This is a genomic window from Amycolatopsis sp. NPDC058278 (assembly GCF_042881395.1).
In the GTDB taxonomy this organism is placed as follows: domain Bacteria; phylum Actinomycetota; class Actinomycetes; order Mycobacteriales; family Pseudonocardiaceae; genus Amycolatopsis.
In genome coordinates this window covers 19,350-45,489 of record NZ_JBHVXZ010000010.1, presented here as the reverse complement: position 1 = coordinate 45,489, position 26,140 = coordinate 19,350, and the positions used below count along the sequence as shown (strand labels likewise).

The 26,140-nt window shown below is 71.3% G+C and carries 24 protein-coding genes and 1 pseudogene; 16 read left to right on the top strand and 9 right to left on the bottom strand.

All coding sequences use genetic code 11. The features are described from left to right. The 3 genes from ACFVYA_RS07250 to ACFVYA_RS07240 are packed head-to-tail and all read right to left on the bottom strand — an operon-like array spanning position 1 to position 5,395. A complete protein-coding gene (locus ACFVYA_RS07250) occupies positions 1-762 on the bottom strand; it encodes a thioesterase II family protein (RefSeq protein ID WP_387043329.1) in 762 nt (253 codons plus the stop codon). Further along, entirely contained in the window at positions 759-1,022 is a 264-nt protein-coding gene (locus ACFVYA_RS07245) for an acyl carrier protein (protein WP_387043327.1), read from the bottom strand. The genes ACFVYA_RS07250 and ACFVYA_RS07245 overlap by 4 nt, the downstream gene beginning before the upstream one ends. Continuing rightward, positions 1,019-5,395, bottom strand: a complete 4,377-nt coding sequence (locus tag ACFVYA_RS07240) for an amino acid adenylation domain-containing protein (RefSeq protein WP_387043325.1) — start codon at positions 5,393-5,395, stop codon at positions 1,019-1,021. Before ACFVYA_RS07240 ends, ACFVYA_RS07245 begins: the two co-directional genes overlap by 4 nt. A 147-nt stretch (positions 5,396-5,542) precedes the next feature. Here ACFVYA_RS07240 and ACFVYA_RS07235 point away from each other — a divergent pair, with 147 nt between their 5' ends. Genes ACFVYA_RS07235 through ACFVYA_RS07225 form a run of 3 tightly spaced genes read left to right on the top strand, consistent with a single transcriptional unit; the run spans position 5,543 to position 8,388 of the window. Next, on the top strand, positions 5,543-6,742 hold the full coding sequence (locus ACFVYA_RS07235; RefSeq protein ID WP_387043323.1) for a MalY/PatB family protein: 1,200 nt from the start codon (positions 5,543-5,545) through the stop codon (positions 6,740-6,742). A gap of 12 nt (positions 6,743-6,754) precedes the next feature. Beyond that, on the top strand, positions 6,755-7,402 hold the full coding sequence (locus ACFVYA_RS07230; RefSeq protein WP_387043321.1) for a winged helix-turn-helix transcriptional regulator: 648 nt from the start codon (positions 6,755-6,757) through the stop codon (positions 7,400-7,402). Beyond that, complete coding sequence (locus ACFVYA_RS07225) at positions 7,399-8,388, top strand: PLP-dependent cysteine synthase family protein (protein WP_387043319.1); 990 nt, start codon at positions 7,399-7,401, stop codon at positions 8,386-8,388. The genes ACFVYA_RS07230 and ACFVYA_RS07225 overlap by 4 nt, the downstream gene beginning before the upstream one ends. Before the next feature lie 46 nt (positions 8,389-8,434). Here ACFVYA_RS07225 and ACFVYA_RS07220 read toward each other — a convergent pair whose 3' ends face one another. Continuing rightward, complete coding sequence (locus ACFVYA_RS07220) at positions 8,435-9,019, bottom strand: TetR/AcrR family transcriptional regulator (RefSeq protein WP_387043317.1); 585 nt, start codon at positions 9,017-9,019, stop codon at positions 8,435-8,437. 78 nt (positions 9,020-9,097) lie between these two features. On the opposite strand from ACFVYA_RS07220, the gene ACFVYA_RS07215 reads away from it, so the two are divergent. Together ACFVYA_RS07215 and ACFVYA_RS07210 are read left to right on the top strand one after the other, a co-directional pair. Beyond that, positions 9,098-10,264, top strand: coding sequence for a YbfB/YjiJ family MFS transporter (locus ACFVYA_RS07215; RefSeq protein WP_387043315.1), 1,167 nt, complete (start codon positions 9,098-9,100; stop codon positions 10,262-10,264). 29 nt (positions 10,265-10,293) lie between these two features. Then, positions 10,294-10,983, top strand: a complete 690-nt coding sequence (locus tag ACFVYA_RS07210; protein WP_387043313.1) for an alpha/beta fold hydrolase — start codon at positions 10,294-10,296, stop codon at positions 10,981-10,983. Between the two features lie 106 nt (positions 10,984-11,089). Here ACFVYA_RS07210 and ACFVYA_RS07205 read toward each other — a convergent pair whose 3' ends face one another. Further along, complete coding sequence (locus ACFVYA_RS07205; protein ID WP_387043311.1) at positions 11,090-11,434, bottom strand: TetR/AcrR family transcriptional regulator C-terminal domain-containing protein; 345 nt, start codon at positions 11,432-11,434, stop codon at positions 11,090-11,092. A 92-nt stretch (positions 11,435-11,526) separates the two neighbouring features. Here ACFVYA_RS07205 and ACFVYA_RS07200 point away from each other — a divergent pair. After that, positions 11,527-11,973 (top strand): annotated as a pseudogene (locus tag ACFVYA_RS07200) (nitroreductase family protein); the annotation flags it as partial. Here ACFVYA_RS07200 and ACFVYA_RS07195 read toward each other — a convergent pair. After that, positions 11,927-13,216, bottom strand: coding sequence for an FAD-dependent oxidoreductase (locus tag ACFVYA_RS07195; RefSeq protein ID WP_387043309.1), 1,290 nt, complete (start codon positions 13,214-13,216; stop codon positions 11,927-11,929). The pseudogene ACFVYA_RS07200 and the gene ACFVYA_RS07195 sit on opposite strands and share 47 nt — an antisense overlap. 322 nt (positions 13,217-13,538) lie before the next feature. Here ACFVYA_RS07195 and ACFVYA_RS07190 point away from each other — a divergent pair, with 322 nt between their 5' ends. Continuing rightward, entirely contained in the window at positions 13,539-14,489 is a 951-nt protein-coding gene (locus tag ACFVYA_RS07190; RefSeq protein WP_387043307.1) for an SRPBCC family protein, read from the top strand. Next, positions 14,486-15,661 (top strand): zinc-dependent alcohol dehydrogenase, encoded by a 1,176-nt coding sequence (locus tag ACFVYA_RS07185; RefSeq protein WP_387043306.1) that lies wholly within the window; start codon positions 14,486-14,488, stop codon positions 15,659-15,661. Before ACFVYA_RS07190 ends, ACFVYA_RS07185 begins: the two co-directional genes overlap by 4 nt. 43 nt (positions 15,662-15,704) lie before the next feature. Here the strand turns inward: ACFVYA_RS07185 and ACFVYA_RS07180 are convergent, their stop codons facing one another. Further along, entirely contained in the window at positions 15,705-16,616 is a 912-nt protein-coding gene (locus ACFVYA_RS07180; RefSeq protein WP_387043304.1) for a hypothetical protein, read from the bottom strand. Between the two features lie 353 nt (positions 16,617-16,969). Here ACFVYA_RS07180 and ACFVYA_RS07175 point away from each other — a divergent pair, with 353 nt between their 5' ends. The 3 genes from ACFVYA_RS07175 (at position 16,970) to ACFVYA_RS07165 (ending at position 19,628) form a co-directional block, all read left to right on the top strand. Next, positions 16,970-17,752: a neprosin family prolyl endopeptidase gene (locus ACFVYA_RS07175; protein WP_387043302.1), complete on the top strand. Its 783-nt coding sequence runs from the start codon at positions 16,970-16,972 to the stop codon at positions 17,750-17,752. 431 nt (positions 17,753-18,183) lie between these two features. Beyond that, complete coding sequence (locus tag ACFVYA_RS07170; protein WP_387043300.1) at positions 18,184-18,654, top strand: STAS domain-containing protein; 471 nt, start codon at positions 18,184-18,186, stop codon at positions 18,652-18,654. Beyond that, the gene (locus ACFVYA_RS07165) at positions 18,651-19,628 is read left to right on the top strand and encodes an acyl-CoA desaturase (protein WP_387043298.1); all 978 of its coding nucleotides are present in this window, start codon (positions 18,651-18,653) and stop codon (positions 19,626-19,628) included. The genes ACFVYA_RS07170 and ACFVYA_RS07165 overlap by 4 nt, the downstream gene beginning before the upstream one ends. Before the next feature lie 11 nt (positions 19,629-19,639). On the opposite strand, the gene ACFVYA_RS07160 is transcribed toward ACFVYA_RS07165, so the two are convergent. Next, positions 19,640-20,530 carry a universal stress protein gene (locus tag ACFVYA_RS07160; protein WP_387043296.1) on the bottom strand — a complete coding sequence of 297 codons (891 nt, stop codon included), beginning with the start codon at positions 20,528-20,530 and terminating at the stop codon, positions 19,640-19,642. A 227-nt stretch (positions 20,531-20,757) separates the two neighbouring features. Between ACFVYA_RS07160 and ACFVYA_RS07155 the strand changes: the two genes are divergently transcribed. The 5 genes from ACFVYA_RS07155 (at position 20,758) to ACFVYA_RS07135 (ending at position 24,903) form a co-directional block, all read left to right on the top strand. Further along, the gene (locus tag ACFVYA_RS07155) at positions 20,758-21,366 is read left to right on the top strand and encodes a DoxX family membrane protein (protein ID WP_387043294.1); all 609 of its coding nucleotides are present in this window, start codon (positions 20,758-20,760) and stop codon (positions 21,364-21,366) included. A 59-nt stretch (positions 21,367-21,425) separates the two neighbouring features. Continuing rightward, entirely contained in the window at positions 21,426-22,094 is a 669-nt protein-coding gene (locus ACFVYA_RS07150; RefSeq protein WP_387043488.1) for a CBS domain-containing protein, read from the top strand. Next, positions 22,091-22,678, top strand: coding sequence for an AAA family ATPase (locus tag ACFVYA_RS07145; protein ID WP_387043292.1), 588 nt, complete (start codon positions 22,091-22,093; stop codon positions 22,676-22,678). Before ACFVYA_RS07150 ends, ACFVYA_RS07145 begins: the two co-directional genes overlap by 4 nt. A 2-nt stretch (positions 22,679-22,680) precedes the next feature. After that, on the top strand, positions 22,681-23,700 hold the full coding sequence (locus ACFVYA_RS07140; protein WP_387043290.1) for an Acg family FMN-binding oxidoreductase: 1,020 nt from the start codon (positions 22,681-22,683) through the stop codon (positions 23,698-23,700). Between the two features lie 165 nt (positions 23,701-23,865). Beyond that, positions 23,866-24,903, top strand: a complete 1,038-nt coding sequence (locus ACFVYA_RS07135; RefSeq protein WP_387043288.1) for a zinc-dependent alcohol dehydrogenase family protein — start codon at positions 23,866-23,868, stop codon at positions 24,901-24,903. Between the two features lie 171 nt (positions 24,904-25,074). On the opposite strand, the gene ACFVYA_RS07130 is transcribed toward ACFVYA_RS07135, so the two are convergent. Then, complete coding sequence (locus ACFVYA_RS07130; RefSeq protein ID WP_387043286.1) at positions 25,075-26,061, bottom strand: Acg family FMN-binding oxidoreductase; 987 nt, start codon at positions 26,059-26,061, stop codon at positions 25,075-25,077. Between the last annotated feature and the right edge of the window lie 79 nt (positions 26,062-26,140).

Below are 26,140 nucleotides of genomic sequence, written 5' to 3'. Positions count from 1 at the left end.
TCACGCCGCCCTGTCCGCGGGCACCGTCGACCGGAGGGCCGCCGCGAGCGCGCGCAGGACCACGGCCGGGTTCTCCCGGAAGTAGAAGTGGCCGCCGGCGAACTGCCGCACCGTGATCGGCTCCGTCACGTGCTCCCCCCACGCGCGCAGCTCGTCCTCGCCGATCGAGTCGTCCCGGCCGCCGAACACGGTCAGCGGCACGGGCAGCGGCGCTCCGGGACGCCACTGGTAGGTCTCCAGCACCCGGTAGTCGGCCCGCAGGTACCGGGCGACCATCGTCTTCAGCTCCGGATCGGTGAGGATCTCGCCGGGCAGGCCGCCGTGCCGGCGGCCCACCTCCGCGACCAGCTCGTCGTCGGGCAGCCCGTGCACCGGCGGCTCGGTCCGCTTCGTCGACGGCGCCGGGAAGCCGGAGACGACCAGGCTGTCCGGCAGCCGGCGGCCGGTGCGCCGCAGCTCGCGGGTGACCTCGTAGGCCACCAGCGCGCCGAGGCTGTGCCCGAACACCGAGTACGGCGCGGTGGTCGGCATGACGTCGACCACCGCGGCCACCACTTCGTCCATGGTGGACAGCACCGGCTCGGACAGCCGCGACCCGCGCCCGGGCAGCTGCACGGCGCTGAGCTCGACCCCGGGCAGCCGGCGCGACCAGCGGACGAACTCCGCGGCCGACCCGCCGCCGTGCGGGAAGCAGAACAGCGGGGACCGGCCGGGCCGGGCCTGGCCCCGGACGAACCATCGGGCGGTGGCGCGCGGCTTCACGGTCGCTCGCCCCCCACCGCTTCGACGGTCAGCAGGTGCTCGACGACCGCGTCGATCGTCGGGTTGCTCAGCACCTCGATCGGCTGCACGGTCCGGCCGAGCACCACCGACAGGTCGGCGACGAGCACCAGCGTCATCGCCGAGTCGACCCCGAGCGACTCCCACGGCGCGCCCGGGTCGACCTCGTCGGCGCCGATGTCGAGGACGTCGGCGACGAACGTCGTCAGCCACGTCCTCAGGTCCTCCTCGTGCGCGTTCACGAAACGACCTCCGCAACGTCGGGAAGCAGCTCGGAAGCCCCGAGGATCTGCTCCAGGTAACCGTCTAGGAGTTCGACGGTCGGGTACTCCAGCACCGTGGCGACGGCGACCGTGATGCCGAACGCCGACGAAATGGTGGCGACCAGCCGGGCCGCGAGCAGCGAGTCGCCGCCGGCTTCCAGGAAGTCGTCCCCGAGGTCGGCGTGGCTCAGGCCGAGCACCGCGCACCAGATCTCGACGAGTTTGCGCTGCCGCTCGGTGCGCGGCGGCTTGGCCGGCCGCCCGGCCGCCGACGCCCGGCCGCGCGCCTTGGCCAGCGTGGCGCGGTCGACCTTGCCGGTGCTGGTGAGCGGGAGCTCGTCGATGGCGTGGATCGTGCTCGGCACCATGTGCTTCGGCAGGTGCAGACCCAGGAACGAGCGCAGCCGCTCGCCGTCGAACCGGCTGCTCTCGTCCGGCGCGCGGCCGGCGATCACGTCGAAGCCGACCGACGCCATGCCGCTGCCCTCGGGCGTCAGCACCGCCGAGTCGGCGAACCCGGCTCCGGCCAGCTCGGACCGCCAGGTGGCCGCGTCGAGCAGCGGGTGCGCCGAGCGGAGGTCGGTGTCCTCGTAGCCGTCGAAACCCTGCTGCAGCCCCATCGTCAGGTCGAACCAGTCGTGGAACGCGGTCTGCTCGACCAGCAGCAGCAGCCCGCCCGGCGCGAGCACCGACCGCAGGTTGCGCACGGCCCGCCGGATCTGCTTGGCGTCGTGCAGCATGCTGCCGGCGATGACCAGGTCGAACGCCCGTCCGTCGAAGCCCTGGATGTCGGCGGGTTTGTCGACGTCGAAGAGGTCGAAGCCGATGTTCGGGTAGTCCGCGTACTGTTCCCGCGCCCGCTCGGTGAAGTAGGTCGAGATGTCGGTGAAGGTGTACTCGGCGTGGTCGGGCAGCTCCGGCACGACGTGCTTGGTCAACGTGCCGTACCCCGCGCCGACCTCCAGGATCCGCAACGGCTTGCCCTCGGGCCACGCCGCGGTGACGCGCCGGATCGCTTCGGTGGCGGCGAGGTGCACCGGCCCGAAGAGGTGCTCGTACACCGCGGGCGTGCGGTCGTTCGCGTACAGCTCGGCGGAGTGCATGCTCTGGGTGAGCACACCCTCGACGTTCGCCGCGATGGTCATCAGCCAGTCGGTCAGGTCGCCCGGCACACCCAGCTTGTCGCCGAGCACGCGGTGCGTGGCGGCCACCAGCTCGTCCGGGATGGCCGTCGGGAGCGAGCCCGGCAGCATGCCCCGTCCGGTCAGGTTGGCGGCCGCGCGGTGCAGCCACCTCTCGTACCGCGCCGCCACTCCCGCCGAGCGCAGCAGCGCCGGGACGTCGACCTCGCCGGTGACACCGAACGAGTTCAGGGCCATCGCCGCGGCGTGGGCGTAGACCTCGTCGAGCTGGGCCCAGGCCGCGGCCAGCTCGGTGGCCGACGGGCCGGGCGCGGGCAGGGCGCCGTCGCACAGCGCGCGCCAAGTTCGCTCCGACTCGGCCGGGTCGGCGACTTCCTTGCGGTACAAGGAGTCCGGCCCGTCCGCGGCGTCGCGGGCCGGGATGACGTAGCCGACCAGCCGGGCGCCGGTGCCATCGTCTTCGGCCTTGACCGCGACCGCGCGGTCGACCCCCGCGTGCTGACCGAGCACGGCTTCGATCTCCCCGAGCTCGACGCGGTGCCCGCGGATCTTGACCTGCCCGTCCCGGCGGCCGAGGAACTCGATGATGCCGCCGGGCAGGTACCGGCCGTGGTCGCCGGTGCGGTAGAGCCGGACGCCGGTCACCGGGTGCCGCAGGAAGCTGGCGTCGGTCTTCTCCGGGTCGCGCCAGTACCCGCGGGCCAGGCCGGTGCCTTCGATATACAGCTCACCCGGCACCCAGTCCGGGCAGGGCCGCAGGCCGGCGTCGAGCACGTGGAAGCGCTGGTTCCGCAGCGGGACGCCGTAGGGAATGCTGCGCGTGCCTTCGGGTACCTCCTCGACCTGGTGGTAGTTGGACCAGATCGACGCCTCGGTCGCGCCGCCCATGCTGATCACGGTGGCGTCCGGCCAGAGGTCGTGGATGCGGCCGGGCAGGTCGACCGGGATCCAGTCGCCGCTGAGCATGACCAGCCGCAGGCCCTCGGGGACGTCGCCGACGGCTTCGACGTGGTCGACCAGCATCTGCATCTGCGCCGGCACCGAGTTCCACACGGTCACGCCGTGCTCGCTCATCAGCTCGGCCCAGTGCGCGGGCTCGCTCGTCTGGTCCGGGTCGGGCAGCACGAGCGCCGCACCCGTGCCCAGCGCGCCGAACAGGTCGTACACGGACAGGTCGAAGCTCAGCTCGGCCAGGCCGAAGACCCGGTCGCCGTCGGTCACGCCGAACCGCTCGGTGATGTCGGCGACGGTGTTCAGCGCCGACCGGTGCTCGATCATCACGCCCTTGGGCCGCCCGGTCGAGCCGGAGGTGAACAGCACGTAGGCCAGGTCCGACGGCTCGGCGGTGCTCGATGGCGGGGTCTCCACGGCCGCCAGCTTGTCGATCGGCACGAGCGTGGTGGCGCAGCCGGTCCAGTCGAGCTGGTCGGCCAGCCGGGACGTCGTGACGACCGTGGCCGCCTGGCCGTCGGTGAGGATCCCGTTGCGCCGCTGGGCCGGCAGCCCGGCGCCGGCGGGCAGGTAGGCCGCGCCGGCGAGCAGGACGCCGTACGCGGCCGCGACCTGGTCGGCGCCCTTGTCCAGGCTGACGCCGACCAGCCGGTCGCGCACCGGCGAGCCGTCACCCGAACGCGTGATCGCCTCCGCCACCGCGCCCGCCCGGCCGGCGAGCTCGCCGTAGGTGACGGTGCCGGCGCTGGTGATGACGGCCGGAGCGTCCGGGTGCGCGGCGGCCGCGGCCAGGAAGGGCTCGTGCAGCAGGCCGTCCGGCAGCGGGCCGGCGGTGCGGTTGACCTCGTCGCGCTCGATGAGCTGGTACTGCGGCGGGCTGACCCGCAGTTCGCCGTCCCAGCAGGCGCTTTCGGCGGCGAGCCGCTCCACCAGGCCGGTGTAGGCGGCGAACATGTCGTCGAGCAAGGTGCCCGGGAACAGCTCTTCGACGACGTCCCACGTCAGGTCGAGCGAGCCGGTGAAGTCGACGACCTGGTGGTCGAACCAGACCTGCGGGGTCTGGCTGATCCGGTAGGTGATGTCGCCGAAGAAGTCGCGCGGGCCGGTGACGTCGGCGACCGTGCCCAGGCCGCTGGTGAACACGACCGGCATGGTGCCGAACGCGGTGTCCAGCCCGAGCCGGCGGCGTTCGCGCAGCGTGTGCAGCGCGCTGACGTGCCGGTGGCGCAGGTCCTGCTGGAGCTGGCGCTGGGTACGGCGCACCCGCTCCTCGAACGTGCCCTCGGCGGTGTCGACCTCCAGCAGGCAGATCGAGGTGAAGTCGCCGACCACCCGGCGCAGGTGCGGGTGCAGGACCCGGTGGCCTTCGCCGTCTTCGGCGAGCAGCAGCGGGAGCCGGTTGAACAGGGTCAGGTTCAGCGTGAACTTCAGCGTCCCGCTCCACGCGGCGAGGACCTCGGAGAAGGCGGTCGCCAGCACGGTCGTCGGGGTCAGCCCCTTCGCCTCGGACCGGTCGCGCAGGCGCTTCCAGGCGTCCGGGTCGAGCTGGAACTCGCGGTGGGTGAACCGCGGCTTGTGCACCGCGACCGGCGACGCGGCCAGCGGCAGGTCCGGCGGCGGCGCGAGCGTGGCGGCGCGGGACGTCCAGTACTCGAGGGCCCGCTGGGTGCGCGGGGAGCCGGCGTTGCGCTCGAGCGCGAGCACGTAGTCGCGGAAGGAGACGTCGATCGGCGGGAGCTCGTGCGCCGGGTTCTCGCAGAGCAGCTGCCATTCGCTGAACAGCACCGTGACGCTGGCCAGGTCGACCATCAGCAGGTCGAGGCTGATGTGCAGGCGGTCCGCCTCGGCGAGGCGGCTGATGCGCACGTCGAACAGCGGCCACTGCGACGCGTCGTACACGCGGTGCGACATGGCCGACCGGATCTCTTCGAGCTTGCCCTCGACCTCGGCCGCCGGCGCGTCCCGCAGGTCGACGACGTCGATGGCGAACCGGGGCACTTCGGGCAGCACGCGCTGGCTGCCGTCGGTGCCGACGACCGCCCGCAGCATGGGATGGCGGTCGATGAGCCGGTTCCACGCCGTGGTCAGTGTGCCGGGGTCGAGCCGGCGGCCCTCGAGCTCGAAGTAGGCGTGTGGCGCAACGTTGCCCAGCACGAAGTTCGGCCCGCGGCCGACCCAGTACGCGTACTGGATTTCGGTCAGCGGAAAGGGACTGTCGCCATTACCTTCGACGGGTTCGCTCGGGTGTTGCGCGGCCATCCGGATCGCGTTCCTCTCCGTCTCCGACACAGGATCACTGCGAGTCAGCATGGGGTGTCCAACCTATGAGACGCACCTCCGGACGTGCTATCGGCGCTGAGCACCTCCGAAGATGACAACCCCCTGCCACCACGGTGTTCTTGAGCCATGCGCGCATCGCAAAGGGCCCGGTACCTGATCTTCGACCGGCTCGACGAGCGGACCCTGCGGTTCCGCCCCGGGGTGAAGTGGGGCGCTCCCGCGCCGGACGTGCTCCCGGCGTCGATCGCGGACATGGACTTCCCGGTCGCGGAGCAGGTTTTGGCTTCGGTGCGCGGTTATCTCGACCAGGCTGACCTCGGCTATCCCAATTGGACGGACAACGCGAGCCCGTTGCGCGCGGCCTTCGCGCAGCGGATGTCGGCCCGCTACGGCTGGTTCCCCGCTCCGGAGCACGTCCGCGAGTTCACCGACGTGACCCACGCCGTGCGGACGGCACTGGAGCTGAGCACCCGGCCCGGTGACGGCGTCGCGATCCACACCCCGGCGTTCGGGCCGTTCCCGGCGATGATCCGGCAGCTGGGCCTGCGCATGGTGCCGATCCCGTTGTCCGGCACCTCGGCCGGCTGGGTGTTCGACGCCGAAGACTTCGCCCGCCGTGCGGCCCGCGAAGGGTGCCGGGTGCTGATCCTGGTCAACCCGCACAACCCGACCGGACGGGTGTTCACCCGGGCCGAGCTGGCCGCGCTCGGCGAGGTCGCCGAGCGCCACGACCTCACGGTGATTTCGGACGACCTGCACGCAGACCTCACCTACGCGCCCCACCGGCACCTGCCGTTCGCGTCGCTCGATCCGGCGCTCGAAGCCCGGACGGTGACGCTGTACGGCGCGAGCAAGGCGTACAACCTCGCCGGCATGCGCTGTGCGGTCGGGCACGTGGGACCGTCGGCCCTGCGGGAAAAGCTCGCCGCGATGCCGGCCGGGCCGAACGTCAACGTGCTCGGCATGCGCGCCAGCCTCGCCGCCTGGACCGAGGCCTCCGACTGGCTGGACACCGTGGTCGGTTACCTCGACGACAACCGGCGGCTGATCGGGAGCCTGCTCGCCGAGCGGCTGCCGGAAGTCCGTTACCACGCGCCGGAAGCGACTTACCTGGCCTGGCTGGACTGCCGGGCGCTCGGCTGCGGTGACGATCCGGCCGGGTACTTCCTCGAGCGGGCGCGGGTCGAACTGGCCGCCGGCACCAAGTACAACCCCGGCGGTGACGGCTTCGTGCGCCTCAACTTCGGCACCACCACCCCGGTGCTGCGCGCGATCCTCGACCGGATGACCGATTCGGTCGCGGTACCGCGACGACTGGCGAGCTGAAGGGAACCCGGCATGACAGACCGACCGCTCGGCCAGTACTGCGGCCTCGCGCGGGCATTCGAGATCATCGGTTCGCGGTGGTCGGTGCTCGTCGTCCGGGACCTGATCCTGGGCCCGAAGCTGTTCGCCGAACTGCACGAGACGCTGCCGCGGGTGTCCGCGGAGATCCTCGCGCGCCGGCTGGCCGACCTCGTCGAGGCCGGGGTGGTCCGGCTCGGCGCGGCCGGCGCCTACGAGCTGACCGGGTACGGCCAAGCGCTGGAACCGATCCTGCTGGAGCTCGGCCTCTGGGGCGCGCGCTCGCTCGGCGACCCGAGCCCCGGTGACCTCTACTCGATCGACATCGCCATCCTCGCGTTGCGCTCGACGTTCCGCCCGGACCGCGCCCGCGGGATCCGGGCGGGCTTCGAGGTGCGCTTCGGCGAGCTGGTCGTCGGCGCCCGCGTCGACGACGGGGTGCTCACGGTCGAGGAGGGCCCGCTGCCGGGTGCCGATCTCGTCATCGAGTCACCACTGCTCAAGCACCTGATGTCCGGGGAACTGAGCCCGACCGACGCGTTGTGGCTCGGCCTGGTCGAGGCGAAGGGTGATCCGAGCATGATCACGACGTTCGTCCGGCTGTTTTCCATTCCCGCGGCTCCCGAAAGGATCGTCTCGTGATCGAGGACTGGAGCGGCATCGAGGAGCCGCGGGTCGTCGCGGAGCGGATGCTACAAGGGTTCGCCGACCTTCCGGTGCTCGACTGCGGCCCGATCGCCGGTGGCCGCGGCCGGCTGCGCGCGATCTACGGCATGACCACGACCGAGTCGAGCTTCAAGTCCATCCTCGGGTTCGGGATCCTGCTGCTGGCCTACGAAGCCGGGTTGCTGAAGCCCGGCCAGACGGTGATCGAGTCGACGTCGGGCTCGCTCGGCGTGAGCCTCGCGCTGGCCGGCAAGATTCTCGGCCACCCGATCGAACTGGTCACCGACCCGAACATCCCGGCGGTCACCCGGCGCAAGATCGAGCTGCTCGGCGCCGAGCTGCACATCGTCAGCGGCCCGCACCCGACCGGCGGCACCCAGCAGTCCCGCGTGGAGCTGCTGGAGGCGCTGCTGGCCGAGCGCCCGGACATGCATTGGACGGACCAGAACAACTCCGACCTCAACCCGGCGGTGTACCGCCGCTGGCTGGTGCCGAGCGTCGAGCCGAAGCTGGACCTCGACTGGATCGACGCGGCGATCTTCGTGGTCGGCACCGGCGGTCACTTCGTCGGTCTCGCGGAAATGCTGCGCGCCAAGGGAATCCCGTGTTACGTGGCGGACCGCGTCGGCTCGGCGACGTTCGGCCTGGAGCCCGGCCCGAGCGTCCTGCGCGGCATCGGCAACACGAACTGCGTCCCGAAGGTGATCGGCTCCAACCTGCACCTGGTGGAGGACGTGTACTACTCGACGGACGAGGAAGCGGCGGAAGGCGTGCGCGAGCTGGCCGGCCGCGGCATCTACGCGGGCGGCACGTCAGGGATCGCCCTGCAGGGAGCGCGGAAGCTGGTGGAGACAACGGGGGCGCGCAACATCCTGACGTTCTTCCCGGACCGCGGCGATCTGTACGGCGACCAGTTCCTCGGCTCGTCCCCGGTGGCCCGGTGGGAGAAGGTCGCCGCCTAGACCCGTTCGGCGGCGGCGCGAATTCGCCGACGCCGACGGAGAGCCGTCAGGAACGGTGGGCGGCGAGCAGGGCGAGCGCGGCCTGGCGTGCGTGTTCGCCCGCGAGGGCGCGGTTGTGGTGGTCGGCCACGACGGTGGCGCCCTCGACCAGGATGAGCAGCTGGCGCCCGAGAAGCTGCGGGTCGGTGACTTCGGCCCGGCCGGCGATCTTGGTGAGGAGTTCGAGGTAGCGGCCGAGGTGGCGGGCGGTGATGGTCCGGACCGCCTCGGTGTGGTGCTGGGTGGCCGCGTTGAGCAGCGCGCAGCCACGGAAAGCCGGCTCGTCGTACCACCCCTGAAGAGCGTCGAACAGGGCGGTGATCTGGTCGGCGGGATCATCGCCCGCGGCCGTGACGGCATCGGTCAGCCAGCGGATGACCCGGTCGCTACGCGCTTCGAGGACCGCTTGGACGAGCCCGTCCTTGGTGCCGAAGTGCCGGTAGAGCGTCTCCTTGGACACGCCGAGGCGTGCGCAGAGCCCGGCGACGCCGATGCCGTCGAGCCCGCGTTCGTACAGCACCTCGGTGGCCGCGTGCAGGATCGCGGTGCGCGTCCGCTCCGGGTCGATCGTCGAGCCTTTGGTGACCGGCATGCCCGCGATGGTACCGATCGGTTCGATCAATGTGCTAGCGTCCAGATCGTACCGATCGGTTCGATCTATCGGAGTGCGATGACCGTGACTTGGCCGGCTGCGCGGCTGGCGCTCGGCACCGCGTCCGCGCTGGGACTCGCGCGGTTCGCCTACGGGCTGCTCGTCCCGGCCATGCGGGACGACCTGCGGTGGACGTTGGCCGAGGCCGGGGCGGTCAGCACCGCGAACGGGCTGGGTTACCTGGTCGGCGCCGTGGCGACGGCCGCCCTGGTTCGCCGGTGGGGCACCGCCGCGGCCTTCCGCTGGGGCATGGTCGTCACCGCGCTGGCACTGGCCGGCACGGCGGCCAGTGACGTCTTCGCGGTGCTGCTGGCCATCCGCGCGGTGGCCGGCGCGAGCGGCGCGGTGGTCTTCATCGCGGGTGGGGTGATCGCGGCGCGGGCCGCCGGGCGCGCCGGATCCAGCGTGCCCATCACGGTCTACTTCGCCGGCACGGGACTGGGGATCGTCCTCGGTGGCGTGACCATTCCAGGCCTGGCGGATCGCTGGCAGGTGGCGTGGCTCGGCTTGGGTGCCGTCGCGGGATTGGCGGCCCTGGCCTGCTGGACCGCGGCGGGAACCGGCGAGGACCGGCCGGCGGATGCGCGGGGAGCGGCGGGGTTGCGTCCACTGTGGCGGATCGCCGTGGCGTACTTCCTGTTCGCGGCCGGCTACATCACCTACATCACCTTCCTGTCCGTGTACCTGGCCGACCGGCACGCACCGGTCCTGCAGGTGGTGCTCACGTGGACGGTGCTGGGTGCCGCGGTCATCGCGGCCCCGGCCCTGTGGAGCCGCCCGATCACCCGGTGGCCCGGCACGCGCGCCCTGGCTCTCATGCTCGGTGCACTGGCCGGCGGCGCGGCACTGGCGCTGCTGTCCGGCTCACCCGCGGCGGTGATCGCCTCCGCAATCGTCTACGGGGCAACGTTCATGGCTGTTCCCGCCGCGGTCACCGCGCACATCCGGACCGCCGTTCCCGCCGCCGGCTGGACCGCCACCCTCGCCGCGTTCACCACGCTGTTCGCCACGGGACAGACCATCGGCCCGTGGCTGGGCGGACTCCTCGCCGATCACGCCTCGACCGCCGCTCCCCTGGCCTGGACCGCGGCCCTGTGCGCCGCGGCGGCGGTGCTGGCGGCAGTCCCGGCCAAGCCCCGCATCACGAGCCGCGAGCCCTCGGATCTCGACGCCGAGATCCGGTGAACCCACCCACAACCACACGGAGCACGATCATGGCCACTTTCGTCCTCGTTCCCGGCATGTGCCACGGCGGCTGGTGTTTCGCCGACCTGACCGGGCAACTCCGCGGACACGGGCACGCCGTCCACCCGCTGACGCTGACCGGGATCGGCGAACGCAGCCACCTCCTGCGCGGCGGGGTCAACCTCGACACCCACATCGAGGACGTGACCGCGTTGCTGGCCGCCGAGAACATCCACGACGCCGTGCTGGTCGGCCACAGCTACGGCGGGATGGTGATCACCGGGGCCGCCGACCGCGTGCCCGAGCGAGTGGACAGCCTCGTCTACCTCGACGCCGTCGTTCCGACCCACGGCGACTCCTGCTGGGCCCTGGTCTCCGACCAGGAACGCCGGTGGTACCTCGACGTCGAAGACAGCGGGTACGCCACCCGTCCCCTGCCGTTCTTCGACCCGCGGGCCACCCCGCACCCACTGGCCTCACTGCTGCAGCCGCTCCGCCTGTCCGGCGACCTGAGCCGGTTCGGGCGCCGGGACTACCTCTACGCCGCCGGCTGGGACGGCGAATCGCCCTTCACCCCCGTCTACCAGCGCCTGCGCGAGGACCCCGCCTGGACGACACACGCCCTCGACGGCGGACACAACCTCATGCGGGACGCACCCGGCGAGCTGCTGAAAATCCTGCTCGACATCGCCCGAACGTCGTCCGAGGACAAGGTCTGACCATTCCGGGAACCAGCCGGGTGCGGGCGCCACCGAGCTTCCCGGCCGGGGCGCCGGCACCCGGCGGCCGGACGGCAGGCCCGGTTCGGCCGGTGGCGCACGTGGTTCAGCCCCGTGCCGGAGCCAGCCCGCCGATCAGCAACTCGAGCTGGTACTCGAAGTCCTGCACGCAGTCACCGGACTCGAGCGCGGGCAGGACCCGCTGCAGACTCGGCAGTTCCCCGGCCGCCACCATCCGGCGGAAGTACGCCACCACCGGTTCGGCTCGCGCGGCCTTCGCGCCGGTCCCGGTCGTGCGGGTGAGCACCGAACCGAGCAGCATCCCCAGCAGTGACCGGTAGCTGCGCGCCGCCGCCTCTTCGGTCAGGCCCGCATCGAGCAACGCCCGCAGCAGAGCGTCGATTACCCGCAACGCACCGGCCGAGCGCGGGTTCGCGTCCTGCGCCGCCAAGGCCCGGATGCCGCACGAAGCTCGCGTACAGGTCTTCGGCGAGCGACCGCAGGCGGTCATCCCAGGGCAACGCCGGAGCGGACACCAAAGCCAAGATCGCCGCGTACAACCGCGAGACCGCCGAAGCGGCGTGGGCGAAGTACGGCCACCTCGTCGAAGCACGGGCACTGCGGTCAGCCCAGCACCTCGTCCGCAACCTCGAACGCGTACCCGTGCTGGCCATCCCCTGCATGATCGGCCGCCCGCCCGCCGACGCCTTCTCACAGTCCGCCTACTTCGGCTCCGCCTACCCCGCCATCTGGAGCTTCCAGCTCGCCCTGCGCGACCGCGGCCTCGGCAGCTCCATCTGCGGCTACCACCTCCAAGACCACGAAGCCGACGTCGCCGCCCTGCTCGGGATCCCGGACGACGTCCTGCAGATCAGCCTGCTCGCCGTCGCGCACACCACCCAGCGCGACTTCCGGCTCGCCGCACGGCCGGCCGCGGAGGACATCACCTACCTCGACACCTGGGGCTCACCGGCGTCGCGCCAGGCGTGACGTGACGCCGGGCGGAAATCGGTGCACGCTCGGGACGCAACCCCACGCCGACGAGATACACGGCCAACGTCCGCAGAAAGGGCAGCCACCGTGCCGCGGTCATGATCCAGCCCGGCGGGCCCGCCTGCTCCCCGGACGCGAGCGGGCCGGCCAGGTCGGCGTGCATGATCCGCTGCAGGGCCTGCACCAGCAGCAGCGACGGCAACCGGCGCCGCCGGATCCGGGCGAGGTCGGCCCCGCTCACCGCACCCCGCCGCAGCCGCCCGGCCAGCAGGGTCGCGGTCGCGACGGCATCCTGGACGGCGAGGTTGATGCCCACGCCCCCGACCGGCGACATGGCGTGCGCGGCGTCCCCGATGCACAGCAAGCCCTCGGCATGCCATCGGCGCAGCCGGTTGAGCCGGACATCGAGCAGTTTGACGTCGTCCATCGAGACCAGCTCGCCGACTCGGTCGGCGTACTCCGGGAGAAGTTCGGCCACATCACGCCGGAACGCCTCGATGCCGCGGGCACGCAGCCGGCCGTCGGTGCCCTTGCGTGCGACGTACCCGATCTGGAAGTAGCCCTCCCGGGGGATGACGATCGCGAAACGCCCCCGGCCCGGCCGCCGGGTCAGCTGGCCGACCTGCTCGCCGTCACGACGCGAGAGCCGGAACCACCAGGTGTCGAACGGAACGCCGAACTCGGTCACGCCCAACCCGGCCGCCGCAGGCAGGACCGAATTCCGGCCGTTGCACGCCACCGTGAGGTCGGCCCGGATCTCGCCGTCGACCTCCGCGCCGCCAGGCCCGCTCGTGCGGTAGCGGACCCCGGCGACCCGGCCACGTTCGAGGATGAGCGAGGTCGCCGCGGTCCCCATTTCGAGCCGGAACACCGGTTCCACCCGCGCGGCGTCGGCCAGCAGATCCAGCAGATCCCACTGCGGAACGATCGCCACATACGGATGCCGCACTCCCCACCTGCGCAACGCACCGAAATCACCGATCCGCCGGACCCCGCCGGACCCGTCCGGCAGGACCACGTCGGTGATCCGGGTCTGGGGCAACCGCGCGAACCGCTCCCCCAGTCCCAGCTCGTCGAGCAACTGCAAGGTCGCCGGATGCACGGTGTCGCCGCGGAAGTCGTGCAGGAAGTCCTCGTGCTTCTCCAGCACCGTGACCTCGACCCCGGCCCTCGCGAGCAGCAACCCCAGCACCATGCCCGCCGGGCCGCCTCCCACCACGCAACACGTCGTCCGCTCCACCCCGCCCCCCGTTCCCCGCCGATCAGCGGCGAGCCGATCCCGCTCACCACCTTCTACACCTGAGGTGACGGCAGCCTGGAGAACGTCGCGCGAACGAGAGTATTCAGGGCAGCTTTGCCGCACGAACGGCGCCGCACACGCCCGCGCACCGGAACCGGATGTCTTTTCCCGCCACGGTCGATCGGTGGGTTAGCCGGATTGTCGAGGGGTAGCCGAACCCGGATCGGACGCCCGGGGCCGTTCGACAGGGTGCGATCGGATACGGAGGTTGCCCATGACCGCATCACCGAGCACAACGGCAGGGCAAGCGAGGCAGGACGAAGTGCAGCGGCAGGGCCGGCGGCTCGGTTGGCTGAGCTTCGGTCTGGGCGTGGCCCAGCTGGCGGCGCCGGACACGGTGCGCCGGATCAGCGGCGTGGACGATTCCGCGAGATCCCGGGCCGTGGTGCCGGTCGTCGGGGCGCGGGAGCTGGTCCACGCGGCCGGGCTGCTGACGAGCCGGCGGAAAGGTGTCTGGGCGTGGACCAGGGTCGCGGGCGACGCGATGGACCTGACCGCGCTGGGGCTGGCCATCGCCCACCGCGGCGGGCGCCGCCGGCGCCGGCTCGTCGGCGTCACCGGCGCCGTCGCCGGGATCACGGTGCTGGACCTGCTGACCGCGGTGCGGGCCAGTCGCACGCAAAACATCGGCTCCGTGCCGGCGGTGCGGGGTGCACGCAAAGGAGGATCCATGGAGTTGACCGCAACGACAACCATCCGCAAACCCGCGTCGGACGTCTACGCGTTCTGGCGCGACCTCGAGAACCTCCCGTCGTTCATGGCGCACCTCGAGCAGGTGCGCACGACCGGTGACCGGACGAGCCGCTGGTCCGCCAGCGCCCCGTTCGGCAACGACGTCGAGTGGGACGCGGAAATCACCGACGAGACGCCGGGCGAGAGGATCGAGTGGCGGTCGACCGGAAAAGCCGACGTGCCGAACGCCGGCACGGTCTGGTTCACGCCCGCCCCGGACGGCGTGAGCACCGAGGTGAACGTCGTGCTGGTGTACGAGATCCCCGGCGGCGCGGTCGGCAAGGCCGTCGCCAAGTACTTCGGCGAAGAACCGCACCAGCAGCTCGACGACGACCTGCGCCGGCTCAAGCAGGTCCTGGAGACCGGCGAGGTGGTCCGCTCCGACGGCGCCCCGTGGGGCAAGCGGGCGCGCAAGGAATTCCCGCAGCACCCGGCACAACCGCTGTCGGATGCCGAACTCGAGAAGGGAGCGGACGCATGAGGGCGAACACCTGGGCGGGCCGCAACAAGGTCGAGGTCCGGGACGTGCCGGACCCCAAGATCCTCAACAGCCGTGACGCGATCATCCGGATCACCTCCACCGCGATCTGCGGCTCGGACCTGCACCTGGTCGACGGGTACGTGCCCACCATGCAGGACGGCGACGTGATGGGTCACGAGTTCATGGGCGAAGTGCTCGAGGTCGGCCCGGGCGTCGATCCGGGCCGGCTGCGCGTCGGGGACCGGGTCGTCGTCCCGTTCCCGATCGCCTGCGGCGCGTGCGGCGCCTGCGCCGCCGAGCTGTACTCCTGTTGCGAGAACACCAATCCCAACGCCGGGATCGCGGAGAAGATGTTCGGCCACCCGGTCTGCGGGATCTTCGGCTATTCGCATCTGACCGGTGGCTTCGCGGGCGGTCAGGCGCAGTACGCGCGGGTGCCGTTCGCCGATGTCGGCCCGTTGAAGATCGAGTCGGACCTGACCGACGAACAGGTGCTGTTCCTCTCCGACATCCTGCCCACCGGCTACATGGGCGCCGAGATGTGCGACATCCAGCCCAGCGACGTGGTGGCGGTCTGGGGCGCCGGCCCGGTCGGCCAGTTCGCCATGGACAGCGCCCGGGTGCTGGGCGCCGCGAAGGTCATCGCCATCGACAAGGAGCCGTACCGGCTGCGGCTGGCGGAAGAGGCCGGCCACACGCCGGTGAACTTCGAGGAGGTCGACGTCCGGTCCCGGCTGCTGGCACTGACCGGGGGACGCGGGCCGGACAAGTGCATCGACGCGGTCGGGCTGGAGGCCACCCACGGCAGCGCGCACGTCGCCGCCTACGATCGGGTCAAGCAGGCCGTGCGATCGGAGACCGATCGCCCGCACGCGTTGCGCCAGGCGATCATGTCGTGCCGAAGCGGTGGCGTGGTCTCGGTGATCGGCGTGTACGGCGGCCTGCTGGACAAATTCCCCGCAGGCGCCTGGATGAACCGATCGCTGACCCTGCGAACCGGGCAGTGCCACGTGCACCGCTATATGAAGCCACTGCTGGAGCGCATCGAACGCGGAGAGCTCGACCCGACCCGGATCATCACCCACACCCTGCCGCTGGACGAGGCCGAACGCGGCTTCGAGATGTTCAAGAAGAAGCAGGACAACTGCGAGAAGGTCATCCTCAAGCCCTGACCGGCACCCGAATCCGGCCACCGCGGCGAGCACGGTGGCCGGATCACCGGCTGGCGCGCAGGGGCGGCCACCGAGCGGCGACCTTGGCGACCGGTGACCGCTCAGTCGTCATCGCAGCTTTCGGCTTCCTCGGCGCGCTCGCGGTTGCGCTGCTACCGCTCCCGCTCGCGCCGGCTGTAGGTCGCGCGGCGGACGCGTTCTTCGTCTTGGCCGGATGGCCGAGGACCTGCCCGAAGTAAGTACCTTCGATCAGGACGATCGACGCCAGCAGCGAGAGCGCGAAGAGAGGTGCCCGGACGGCGAATCCCAGAGGCGGTTGTGCACCATCAGCCAGCCCGACATGACCACGATCGCCAGGACCGTGATCCCGGCCGGCCGCAACGCGGGCAGGGCTTCGGCGAGCTTCCAGAACGACGTGGTGATGATGCCGTACGCGGCGGTGGCCGCCGCGGCCGCCGTGGCCCCGGATGTGCCGGGTCGGCGCCACGAGCTCCCGCAGCCGGTCGAGGATCCCCTGCGGGGGATCGGCCTCCTTCGCCGAGCGGCGCGCGACCAGGTGCCGGACCAGGTGGACGATCAGCCGAGACACCCGGCCGCGCAGCCGCAGGGCACCGAGCGCGGGCAGCGACACCATCGCCACGCCGTGGTCGGCGTTGTAGTCCGACGCGATCGGGACCGTGCCGGCCCGCCGCGGGAGGTCGGTGATCAGCACCAGCAGGTCCCAGCCGTGTTCGGCCCGGCGCTGCTGCGCCAGGTCCAGCATGGGAATGTCACCCTCCTCGTTCAGCGGAAGGGCCTGCGTCTCGTGCTCGATGTGCCAGGTCGTCTCTTCGCCGAGGTCGCGGGCCAGGCGATCGGGCAGCCCCTCCGCGATTCTCCCGGCGAGCTGCCGGGGAAATCCGTCATCGGTCAACAGGCCCACCACCAGGGCCTCCGGCGCACGCTGGGCAGTCATGCTCGAGCCTTTCCTCGATTTCCGAGGTGCGATCTCCGGGTTCCCCTTCCCCCACGACCCGGACCACTTCTACGCCATCCTCCGCGGCCAGCACCTCGCGCGGGCTCATGTCTTGATCAGGCCAGCGAGCTTACTCGGCCACCCACCCGAGCGTCCTGACCTGCGGTGTCGACCAGTTGTCGACGGATTGTCGACGACCCCTGCCACGGTGAATCCCATTCGGTCTCTCGACCAGGGCAAGGCGGCCAGTCGTCGTAACGCCGACAAGGCCACCCCGCCACCGCAGCACTCGCCGGTCCCACGGCGAGGGGGGAGTTCACCACATGAGAAGATCCATAATAGCTGTCGCCTTCATGGCCTTCACCGCTCTGATCGCGGGGACAACGCCCGCGATGGCGTCCGCGGACACCAAAGGAATCTACGGCCCCAAAGGAAATCCGTCACTCGCCGCGGCGAGTACGCAGGGCATCTCGTCACTGACCTTCCTCTACGGCGGCGCTTTTCAGTTCGCTGCGGCTGACGGGTCGAACATGTTCACGACCGTCTCACGGCCCGCGCTGGCCGCGGGCGATTTCCACTCGCTGGGCGAAATGGCCGCGGAATCCGCGGACAGCAAGAACATCGTCGAGGTCGGCTGGACCGTCGACCGGGGCCTGTTCGGCGACTCCGAGCCGCACCTGTTCGTATTCCACTGGGTGAACGGGGTGCCGACCTGCTACAACGGCTGCGGTTTCGTCCCGGTCGCCAACGCGGCGTCGGTGACGGCGGGAATGACCCTGCGGCCGGGCAACTCCACGCCGCAGTTCACGATCCAGCACTTCCAGGGCAACTGGTGGGTCGGCTTCGGCGGCGTCTTCTTCGGCTTCTACCCCGACACGCTGTGGGGCAACAGCTTCACCAAGGTCGCCCTGACCCAGTGGTTCGGTGAGGTCGCCGCGAACAGTGCGACGCCGTGCACCGACATGGGCAACGGCTTGTTCGCGTCGTCGCCGTCGTCGTCGGCCGCCGTCGCGATCAACTTCATCGGCGGCCCGGCCGCGAACATCAGCCTCAACACGATCACCAACCCGGCGCTGTACACCGCTACCCGGACAAGTTCGAACAGCGTTCACTTCGGCGGCCCAGGAGCCTGCTGACCTGAGCTCCCGCCTACTCCGGCCGACCAGCCGGAGTAGGCGGCTTGCTCTTGTCATGACAAGCCCAGGTTCCACGAAGCCCCCCGTTCCCCTGGCTCCGGCGACGACGCGGCGAGCGGTGTCGGACGTTCGAAAACCGGCCTGGAAACGCCGCGGTGGCTCAGGCATCGCGGTAGGATCGGGGTGACAGCGCCGGAGCGCCCAGTCCCTGCCCTCGCGACGATCGACCGCCAAAAACGGCCGCGTCTGTCCATCAGCCGCGCGAATGTCGTCACAGCGGTGAGGATCAGCAGCGGTCGGCAAAGTCAGGAGCCCCGATCGTGAGGCGCATAACAGTCGATCTTCGCCGTCTCCGCCGCCCACTCGCGGAACCCACTCCGCCGGAGCTCCCGGCACCACGGAGTCGCCGCGGAGACGCACCGGAAATCGGTGTGGCCCGTGCGGTCATCGAGGCGCCCGGAGGGCGCAAGCCCCCGGCACGCCGGCATCCGCCGCTGACCGTGACGACAGAACAGTGTGGACGGACGCTCGTGCTCGTCGTGGACGGTGACGTGGACCTGCACACCGCCCCCGCGGTGCGCCAGGCACTCGAGTCGGCGTTGAGCCGGCGGCCGTGGCGGCTCGTTGTCGATCTGTCCCTCGTCCAGTTCCTCAATTCCGCGGGACTGGAGATCCTCCTGGCCGCTCGCCGGCAAGCTGCACCGCTCACCGACCTGCGGCTGGTCGCCACCACCCGCGCCACCTGGCGCCCCATTCAGATCACCAGGCTGCACGAACAACTGGTCATCCACACCTCGCGGGCCGAGGCCATCGCCGCGCCCGCCCGACGCAGAGATGACGACCGCTCGCCACCGGTGGAAACCCACCGGCCTGTCCCATCGCTCGGATCGGCACCGTCATGACCACCACCGACCACACCTCGCCACCACAACTCTTCCCGGCCGGCCCGAAACCCATCCTCGCCGGCGAACACTCCCGCTCCGAACTCGTCACCATCAGGATCTTCCTGCTCGCCCCGTTCCTCGCCCTCATCTCGGTCGTGGTCCTGGTGTGGGGCTGGGGCTTGAGCTGGCTCGACATCGGCATCGCGTCGGGCTTCTACGTCGTCACCACACTGGGCGTGACCGTCGGCTACCACCGCTACTTCACCCACGGCGCGTTCACCGCCACCCGCGCCCTGCGGATCGCGCTCGCGGTCGCCGGCGGCCTGGCCGCACAGGGCCCGGTGATCGGCTGGGTGGCCGACCACCGCCGGCACCACGCCTTCTCCGACCGCGAAGGCGACCCGCACTCGCCCTGGCTCTACGGCACCTCACCGCTCGCGCTGGTCCACGGATTTTGGCACGCCCACCTGGGCTGGCTCTTCGGGCGCGACAAGACCAACATCGCCCGGTTCGCCCCCGATCTGGCCGCCGACCCGGACATCCGCCTGGTGGACCGGCTCTTCCCGCTGTGGGTCGCCGCCACCGTGGGAGTCCCCGCCGCGCTCGGCGGCCTGATCGGCGGCACGTGGTGGGCCGCGCTGACCGCGTTCCTCTGGGCCGGGCTGGCGCGGGTTTCCCTGCAGCACCACGTCACCTGGTCGGTCAACTCGATCTGCCACATGATCGGCACCCGCCCGTTCACCAACCGCGACCGCTCCGCCAACTTCTGGCCACTGGCCATCCTGTCGATGGGCGAATCCTGGCACAACTCCCACCACGCCGACCCCACCTGCGCGCGCCACGGCGTGCTCCCCGGGCAGGTGGACATCTCCGCCCGCGTCATCCGGATCTTCGAGAAACTCGGCTGGGCGACGAAAGTCCGCTGGCCGACACCCCAGCGCCTGGCCAGGATGTCCGCCCCGCACCACGGCGACCGGAAGCCCGCCGCGTGAACCACACCCGCTCAAGGCGTGGGTGACTGGACGACCAGAAGCGGGCACGTGGCGTGGTGGATCAGCGCCTGGCTCGTCGACCCCGTCAGCATGCCGGAGAACCCGCCGAGGCCCCGGCTCCCGACCACCAGCAACCGGGCGTCGGCGGAGTGGTCCAGCAGGCACCGCACCGGGTGATCCCGCGCGACGACGCGCCGCACCGCGACGTCCGGGTACTTCTCCTGCCAGCCGGCGAGCCGTTCCGCCAGGAGTTCGTGTTCCTGCGCTTCGAGGCCGTCGAAGTCGGCGAGCAGCTGCTGGCCGAGGGTGAGGGCGGTGCCCGCGGAGACCGACAGCCAGCTGTGCACGGCGACCAGGTCCGCACCCCGCGACGATGCCTCGTCGAAGGCCACCGCGATCGCGGGTTCGTTCGCCGGGGAGCCGTCCATGCCGACCACGACCGGGCCCTTCTCACGGCCGCCGCCGCGGACCACCGCGACCGGGCACCGGCCCCGCGCGACCATCGCCACCACCGTGGAGCCGGTCAGCATGCCGCTGAACCCACCCAATCCCCGGGAGCCGAGCGCGACCAGCCTGGCGTCGGCCGACGCCTCGAGCAGTTCGGTCACCGGGCTGCCCGTCACCAGCTCGGCGTGGATGTCCAGTTCGGGATGGGCCGACCGGATGGCCTCTTCGGCGTCGGCGAGCCACTGACGGCCCCGCGTTTCCAGCGCCTCGGAGAACCCGTCCGGTGGCCGGACGCCGGCGCCGTAGGACAGCGCAGGCGGTGACACGGCGTGCACGACCCGCACCGGCAGGTGCCGGCGCGCGGCCTCGTCCCCCGCCCAGCGAGCGGCCTGCAGCGCCGAAGCCGATCCGTCCACGCCGACGACGATCTGCTGCCTGGTTGTGTTGTCGGCCATGAGAGGAACTCCTCGGCTGTCGCGAACCATCGGAATTCCGAGTCTGTTCGGCCGGAAACCCCGGCACTAGAGGATTCCATCGCGGTTCGCAGTGACTTTCTTCCCTGCTTTCCCGCGTGCGACCGGCCGGGCAGTGCACCAAAGTCACCGTGATCCGGGGGATTTCGGCACCAGCGCCGCCCGACGCGACGGCCCATGCTCGGTGCACAACCGAAAAGGAGATCACGATGTCCGTCCAGGACCGCGGTCCGTCCCTGACCACCCCCTTCATCCCCGACCGGCCGGAAGCGCGGACAGCCGAGCGGCCTCGACCCGTCTCCTCCGCCCGCGGCTCGGCACTGGCCGTCCTGCGCATCGTGATGGGCCTGACGTTCCTCTGGGCCTTCCTCGACAAGACGTTCGGGCTGGGCTACTCCACGAGCTCGGCGCAGGCCTGGCTCAGCGGCGGCTCGCCGACCAAGGGGTTCCTCGGCCACGTCCAGGTCGGGCCGATGCAGTCGATGCTGCGCGACTGGGCCGGTGCCGGCTGGGCCGACTGGCTGTTCATGCTGGCCCTGCTCGGCCTCGGCGTCGCCCTCCTGCTCGGCGTGGCCCTGCGCCCGGCCGCCGTCGCCGGCACCGTCCTGCTCGCGCTCATGTGGATCGCCGAATGGCCGCTCGCTCGGGCCACGTCGGCCGGGACGGCCACGTCGTCGACCAACCCGCTGATCGACTACCACCTCGTGTACCTCGTCGTGCTCCTCGTCTTGGCCGCGTTCGCCGCGGGTGACACCTGGGGCCTCGGCCGCCGCTGGGCGAAGCTGGATCTCGTCCGCCGCACCCCCTGGCTCCGCTGACCGGATCCTGCGACACCTAGGAGAACACCTTGCAAGCCAAGCCAACAGTCGGCGACGTGATGACCCACGAGGTGATCACCGTCCCGCCGGAGCTGCCGTTCAAAGAGCTCGTCGGGGTGATCGTCACCCACGGCGTCAGCGCCGTCCCGGTGCTGACCCCGGACGGCTCGATGATCGGCGTGGTCACCGAAGCCGACCTGCTCTGCCGCCAAGCACACGAAGACGACGTACCCGGCGCCGGGTGCCCGCACTTCGCCGGCCACCTGACCAAAGAGGACTGGCGCAAGGCCGCCGGTCAGACCGCCGCCACGCTGATGTCCACGGCATCCGGCACCACCACGCCGGAGGCCACTTTGCCGGCGGCCGCGCGGCTGCTCACACAGAGCAAGGTGCGCCGGTTGTTCGTGCTGCAGGACGAGAAGCTGGTCGGCGTCATCGCGCGACGTGACGTGCTCCGGACGTTCCTGCGCACCGACGACGACGTGCAGTCCGACGTCGACCACATCGTGTTCGACGAGGTCCTGCACGCCGACCGGAACAACGTACGCGCGAGCGTCGAGCACGGCGTGGTCCTGCTGACCGGCCGCCTCGAGTACGAAGCCGACGTGGCCACAGCGGAACGCATGGCCCGTGCCATTGCGGGCGTGGTGGACGTCCGCAACCGGATGGACTTCGTCTGGAACGGCCAAGGTGCCCCCAGCACGGCGACGACGTCGCAGTCGGGGTGATCGCCGGCTCCGACCACCTCTCGCCCGAAGCGATCCACCTCGCCTCCCGTGCGGGCAGGTTCGAGGTGCAACGACTCCGCCGCCGGCCGGGCCTCGATTTCGGTGGTCTCGGGCAGCTCGGTGGCGCCGCGGACCAGCCCGGCCGACGGGACCGGACCCGTCGCGCCGGAACATTGCCGGCGCTCGGCGAAACGGTCGTCTTGGACGCGTCCTGGTCCGCTGCCCGGCACCGCCGGCTCGCCACCGACACCGCCGAGGCGGCAAGCAGCCCGGTGCTGGCCGTGCTCTGCGAGGTAGCGGAAGCCACGGCGGAAGAACGCATCGCGGCCCGAACGACCACCCTGTCGGATGCCACGCCGGACATCGCGCACCGGATGACCGAAGACGCCGACCCGTGGCCCGAAGCGCACCCGCTCGACACCGGCGGGACCCCGCGGGAGTCGATCGCGCCGGCGGTGGCGTGCCTGGTACCCGGACACCGAAAGTCCCCGGTCCAGAGGCATTCCGGCTCTCCCGTCGAGCGCGCCGCCGGTGCGAGGGTCGAGCCGTCAGAGCAACTCCACACCGATCGCGAAGCAGGCTGATGATGGACCGAGGACTCTCGGACGACTACACCGTCAAGACCGCGGTGGCCATGGCGGTCCGCGCCCCGTCCGTGCACAACTCCCAGCCCTGGTCCTGGCGGATCGGCCACAGCTCCCTGCACCTGTACGCCGACCAGGACCGGCAGCTGGCGGAGACCGACCCGGACGGCCGGGATCTGCTGCTCAGCTGCGGCGCCGCGCTGCACCACCTCCGGGTGAGCCTGGCCGCGCTCGGCTGGGGCGCTGACGTGCACCGGTTCCCGAACCCGGACGAACCCGGCCACCTCGCGACCGTCACCCTGCACCGGCACCAACCGTCGCAGGACGAGGTCGCGATGGCCGCGGCGATCCCGCGACGGCGCACCGACCGGCGTCGCCTCAGCTCATGGGCAGTGCCCACCGGGCACGTCGAGGCGATGGCCAGGGCCGCGTCTTCGGAGGGCACCGTACTGCAGGTGGCCGAGAACAAGGCCCGCTACCACCTGGCGACCGCGATCGAAGAAGCGTCCCGGCGCCACGCCGGAGACCCCGCTTACCGCACCGAACTCGCGGCCTGGAGCGGGCGCCACTTCGCGCCCGACGGCGTCCCGGCTCGCAACTCCCCGACGCCGGACGACACGCCGGGCGCGCTGCGGGCCCGGGCGTTCGCCGAGCCGCTCCTGACCCAGCCGGCCGGGGCCAAGGCCGAGGACGACGAGACCGTTCTGCTGGTGTTGAGCACCGCCTCCGACGACCGGATGTCGCGGCTGCGCGCGGGCGAGGCGACCAGCGCGGTCCTGCTGACCGCCACCGCTTTCGGCCTGTCCTCCTGCCCGTTCACCGAGCCGCTGGAGCTCGCCGACGTCCGCGCCTCCGTCACCGAGAACGTGACCGGCGGTTCGTACCCGCAGATGGTGCTGCGCATCGGCTGGGAGCCGGCCAACGCCGACCCGCTCCTCGCGACGCCGCGGCGCGACCTCGCCGACGTCCTGCAGCCGCTGGAAGCGCCGCCGAAGAACCACTTCCGCTACCAGAGCCATTAGCAGGGATCGCGCCGTGGCGAGCTCGCGCGAACCATCGAAGGACGAACAACGACAGGGAAAGCCCATGGTGGTACGAATCGGCATCAACGGCCGCTCCTTGGCGTGCCCCGGCCACTCCGGCGGGTGTCCTTTCACGCTGTTCTGAAAGAATCGAAGGAGAAACCGATGAAGGCACTCGTGTACGACGGTCCCGGCCGGCGCAGCTGGACCGACCATGCCGACCCGAAGATCACCGCCCCGACCGACGCGGTCGTCCGGATCGACGCCGTCACCATCTGCGGCACCGACCTGCACATCCTCAAGGGTGACGTGCCCACTGTGGACCGTGGCCGGATCCTCGGTCACGAGGCGGTCGGCACCGTCGTCGAAACCGGTTCCGCCGTGAGCACCGTGAAGGCCGGCGACAGGGTGCTGGTCTCGTGCATCAGCGCTTGCGGCCGGTGCGAGTACTGCCGTGTCGCGGCCTACGGCCAATGCCTCGGCGGCGGGGGCTGGATCCTCGGCCATCGGATCGACGGCGTGCAGGCCGAGTTCGCGCGGATTCCGTTTGCCGACACCTCGACCTACCTGCTCCCGGCCGGGGTGAGCGACGAGGCCGCCCTGATGCTGGCCGACATCATGCCGACGTCGTTCGAGGTCGGGGTGCGCAACGGCACGGTCAAGCCGGGCGACACCGTCGCGATCGTCGGCGCCGGTCCGATCGGGCTGGCCGCGATCACCACCGCGCAGCTGTTCAGCCCGAGCTCGATCATCGTGGTCGACAAGGAACCCGCGCGGCTGGACGCGGCGAAGTCGTTCGGGGCCGACGTGCTCGTCCTACCCGGCGAAGCCGCGACCGCGGTCAACGAAGCCACGGGCGGGCTCGGCGCCGACGTGGTGATCGAGGCGGTCGGCATCCCGGAGACCTTCGAGCTGTGCACCCGGCTGGTGCGCCCCGGCGGGCACGTCGCGAACGTCGGTGTGCACGGCGCGCCGGCGACGCTGCACCTCGAGGACCTGTGGATCCGCAACGTCACCATCAGCACCGGCCTCGTGGACACCTCCAGCACGCCGATGCTGCTGCGCATGCTCGCCGCCGGGCGGCTGGACACGAGCCGGTTCATCACGCACCGGTTCGGCCTCGACGAGATGGACGAGGCCTACGACGTGTTCGCGCACCCGCAGGACAGCAACGCACTGAAGGTCGCTCTGTTCCGCAGCTGATGACGACGAAAGCGGCCACTGTCCGGATCGGACAGTGGCCGCTTCGCCGTGCCGGTTCAGTGGTGCGGCCTGGGCGTGCTCAGCACGGCCGGCTGCGGTCCCGGGTGGTACGAGCCCTCCGGCTCCGGGTGGTCCGGCACCGTGCCGCGCACCCTCGGCGCGAGCTGTCGCTCAGCCGGCCGGCACGTCCGGCCTGGCGCGGCGGGTCAGCACGTCGGCGACCGCGCGCCGGGCCGTCAGCCGGGTCGGGTAGCCGTAGCCGATGCGCAACAGCGTGTGCGGCTGGCCCAGTCCGGCGAAGATGCGGTCCAGCGATTCCCGGGTCCGAGGTGTCTCGAACGGCTGTGACAGGAACGAAGCCGCGAGGCCCTCGGCCGTCGCGGTGAGCAGCACCCGCTGCATCGCCATGCCGGCCCGGACTTCCGCGTGCGGACCCCGGTCGCGGGTGAGCACCGCCGCGAGGAGGGGCTGCTGCTCGTACTCGCGGGTCGGCAGAGCGGCGTCTTCGTGCGACGCGCGCAACGTGACCACGCCGTGGTGGTCCGGGGGCGGTCCGGCCGCCGTCTTCGGCACCCCGTCGGGGCTCTCCGGCGGGCGGTGGGTCCAGAAGGCGGTTTCCGTCTGGAACGCCAGGTCGTCTTCCTGCATCACCTCGGCCTGCCGGACCAGGGACGCCACCGTCGAGTACCGGCCCGACGTGTCGAGGTACTCGACCTGGCCGCCCTCCGCCAACGCCGCGGACTTCAGCGCGGTACGCACTCCCGGTGGCACTTCCTTGTCCAGGAACGGACGGCGGTTGGTGTGCCGCCGGAACACGGCCTCCGCGAGCCGGCGCTCGATCCGGGTGGCCTTCTGGTTGCCGTCGAGGCGGATCACCGCCACCAGGTCAGGCTGGGCCTGGTCAGGCAGTGTCCGCGCCACCACGGCGAGGTCGTGGGTCCGCAGGCTGATGACCAGGTTGAACGCGGCCGCGCCACAAGCCAGGCGGGCTTCGCGCCGGTGGGGGTCGGCCACGGACAGGACGCGCTCCCGGTCCAGCCAGATCTCGATCACGTCCCCGTCCACGACGAACCGCCAGGGCTGGGTGTTGTGCGGAGACGGCGCGCGCACGGCCGCGGCGAAGGCCTGGTCGAACACGGTCGGATGCGGTCGGCTCATCGGTGGCTCCGGGCTCGGGGATGACGATCCCTTTCATCATCACCGCGTGGCCGGGGCCGGTACGACGGTCGCGTGTCAC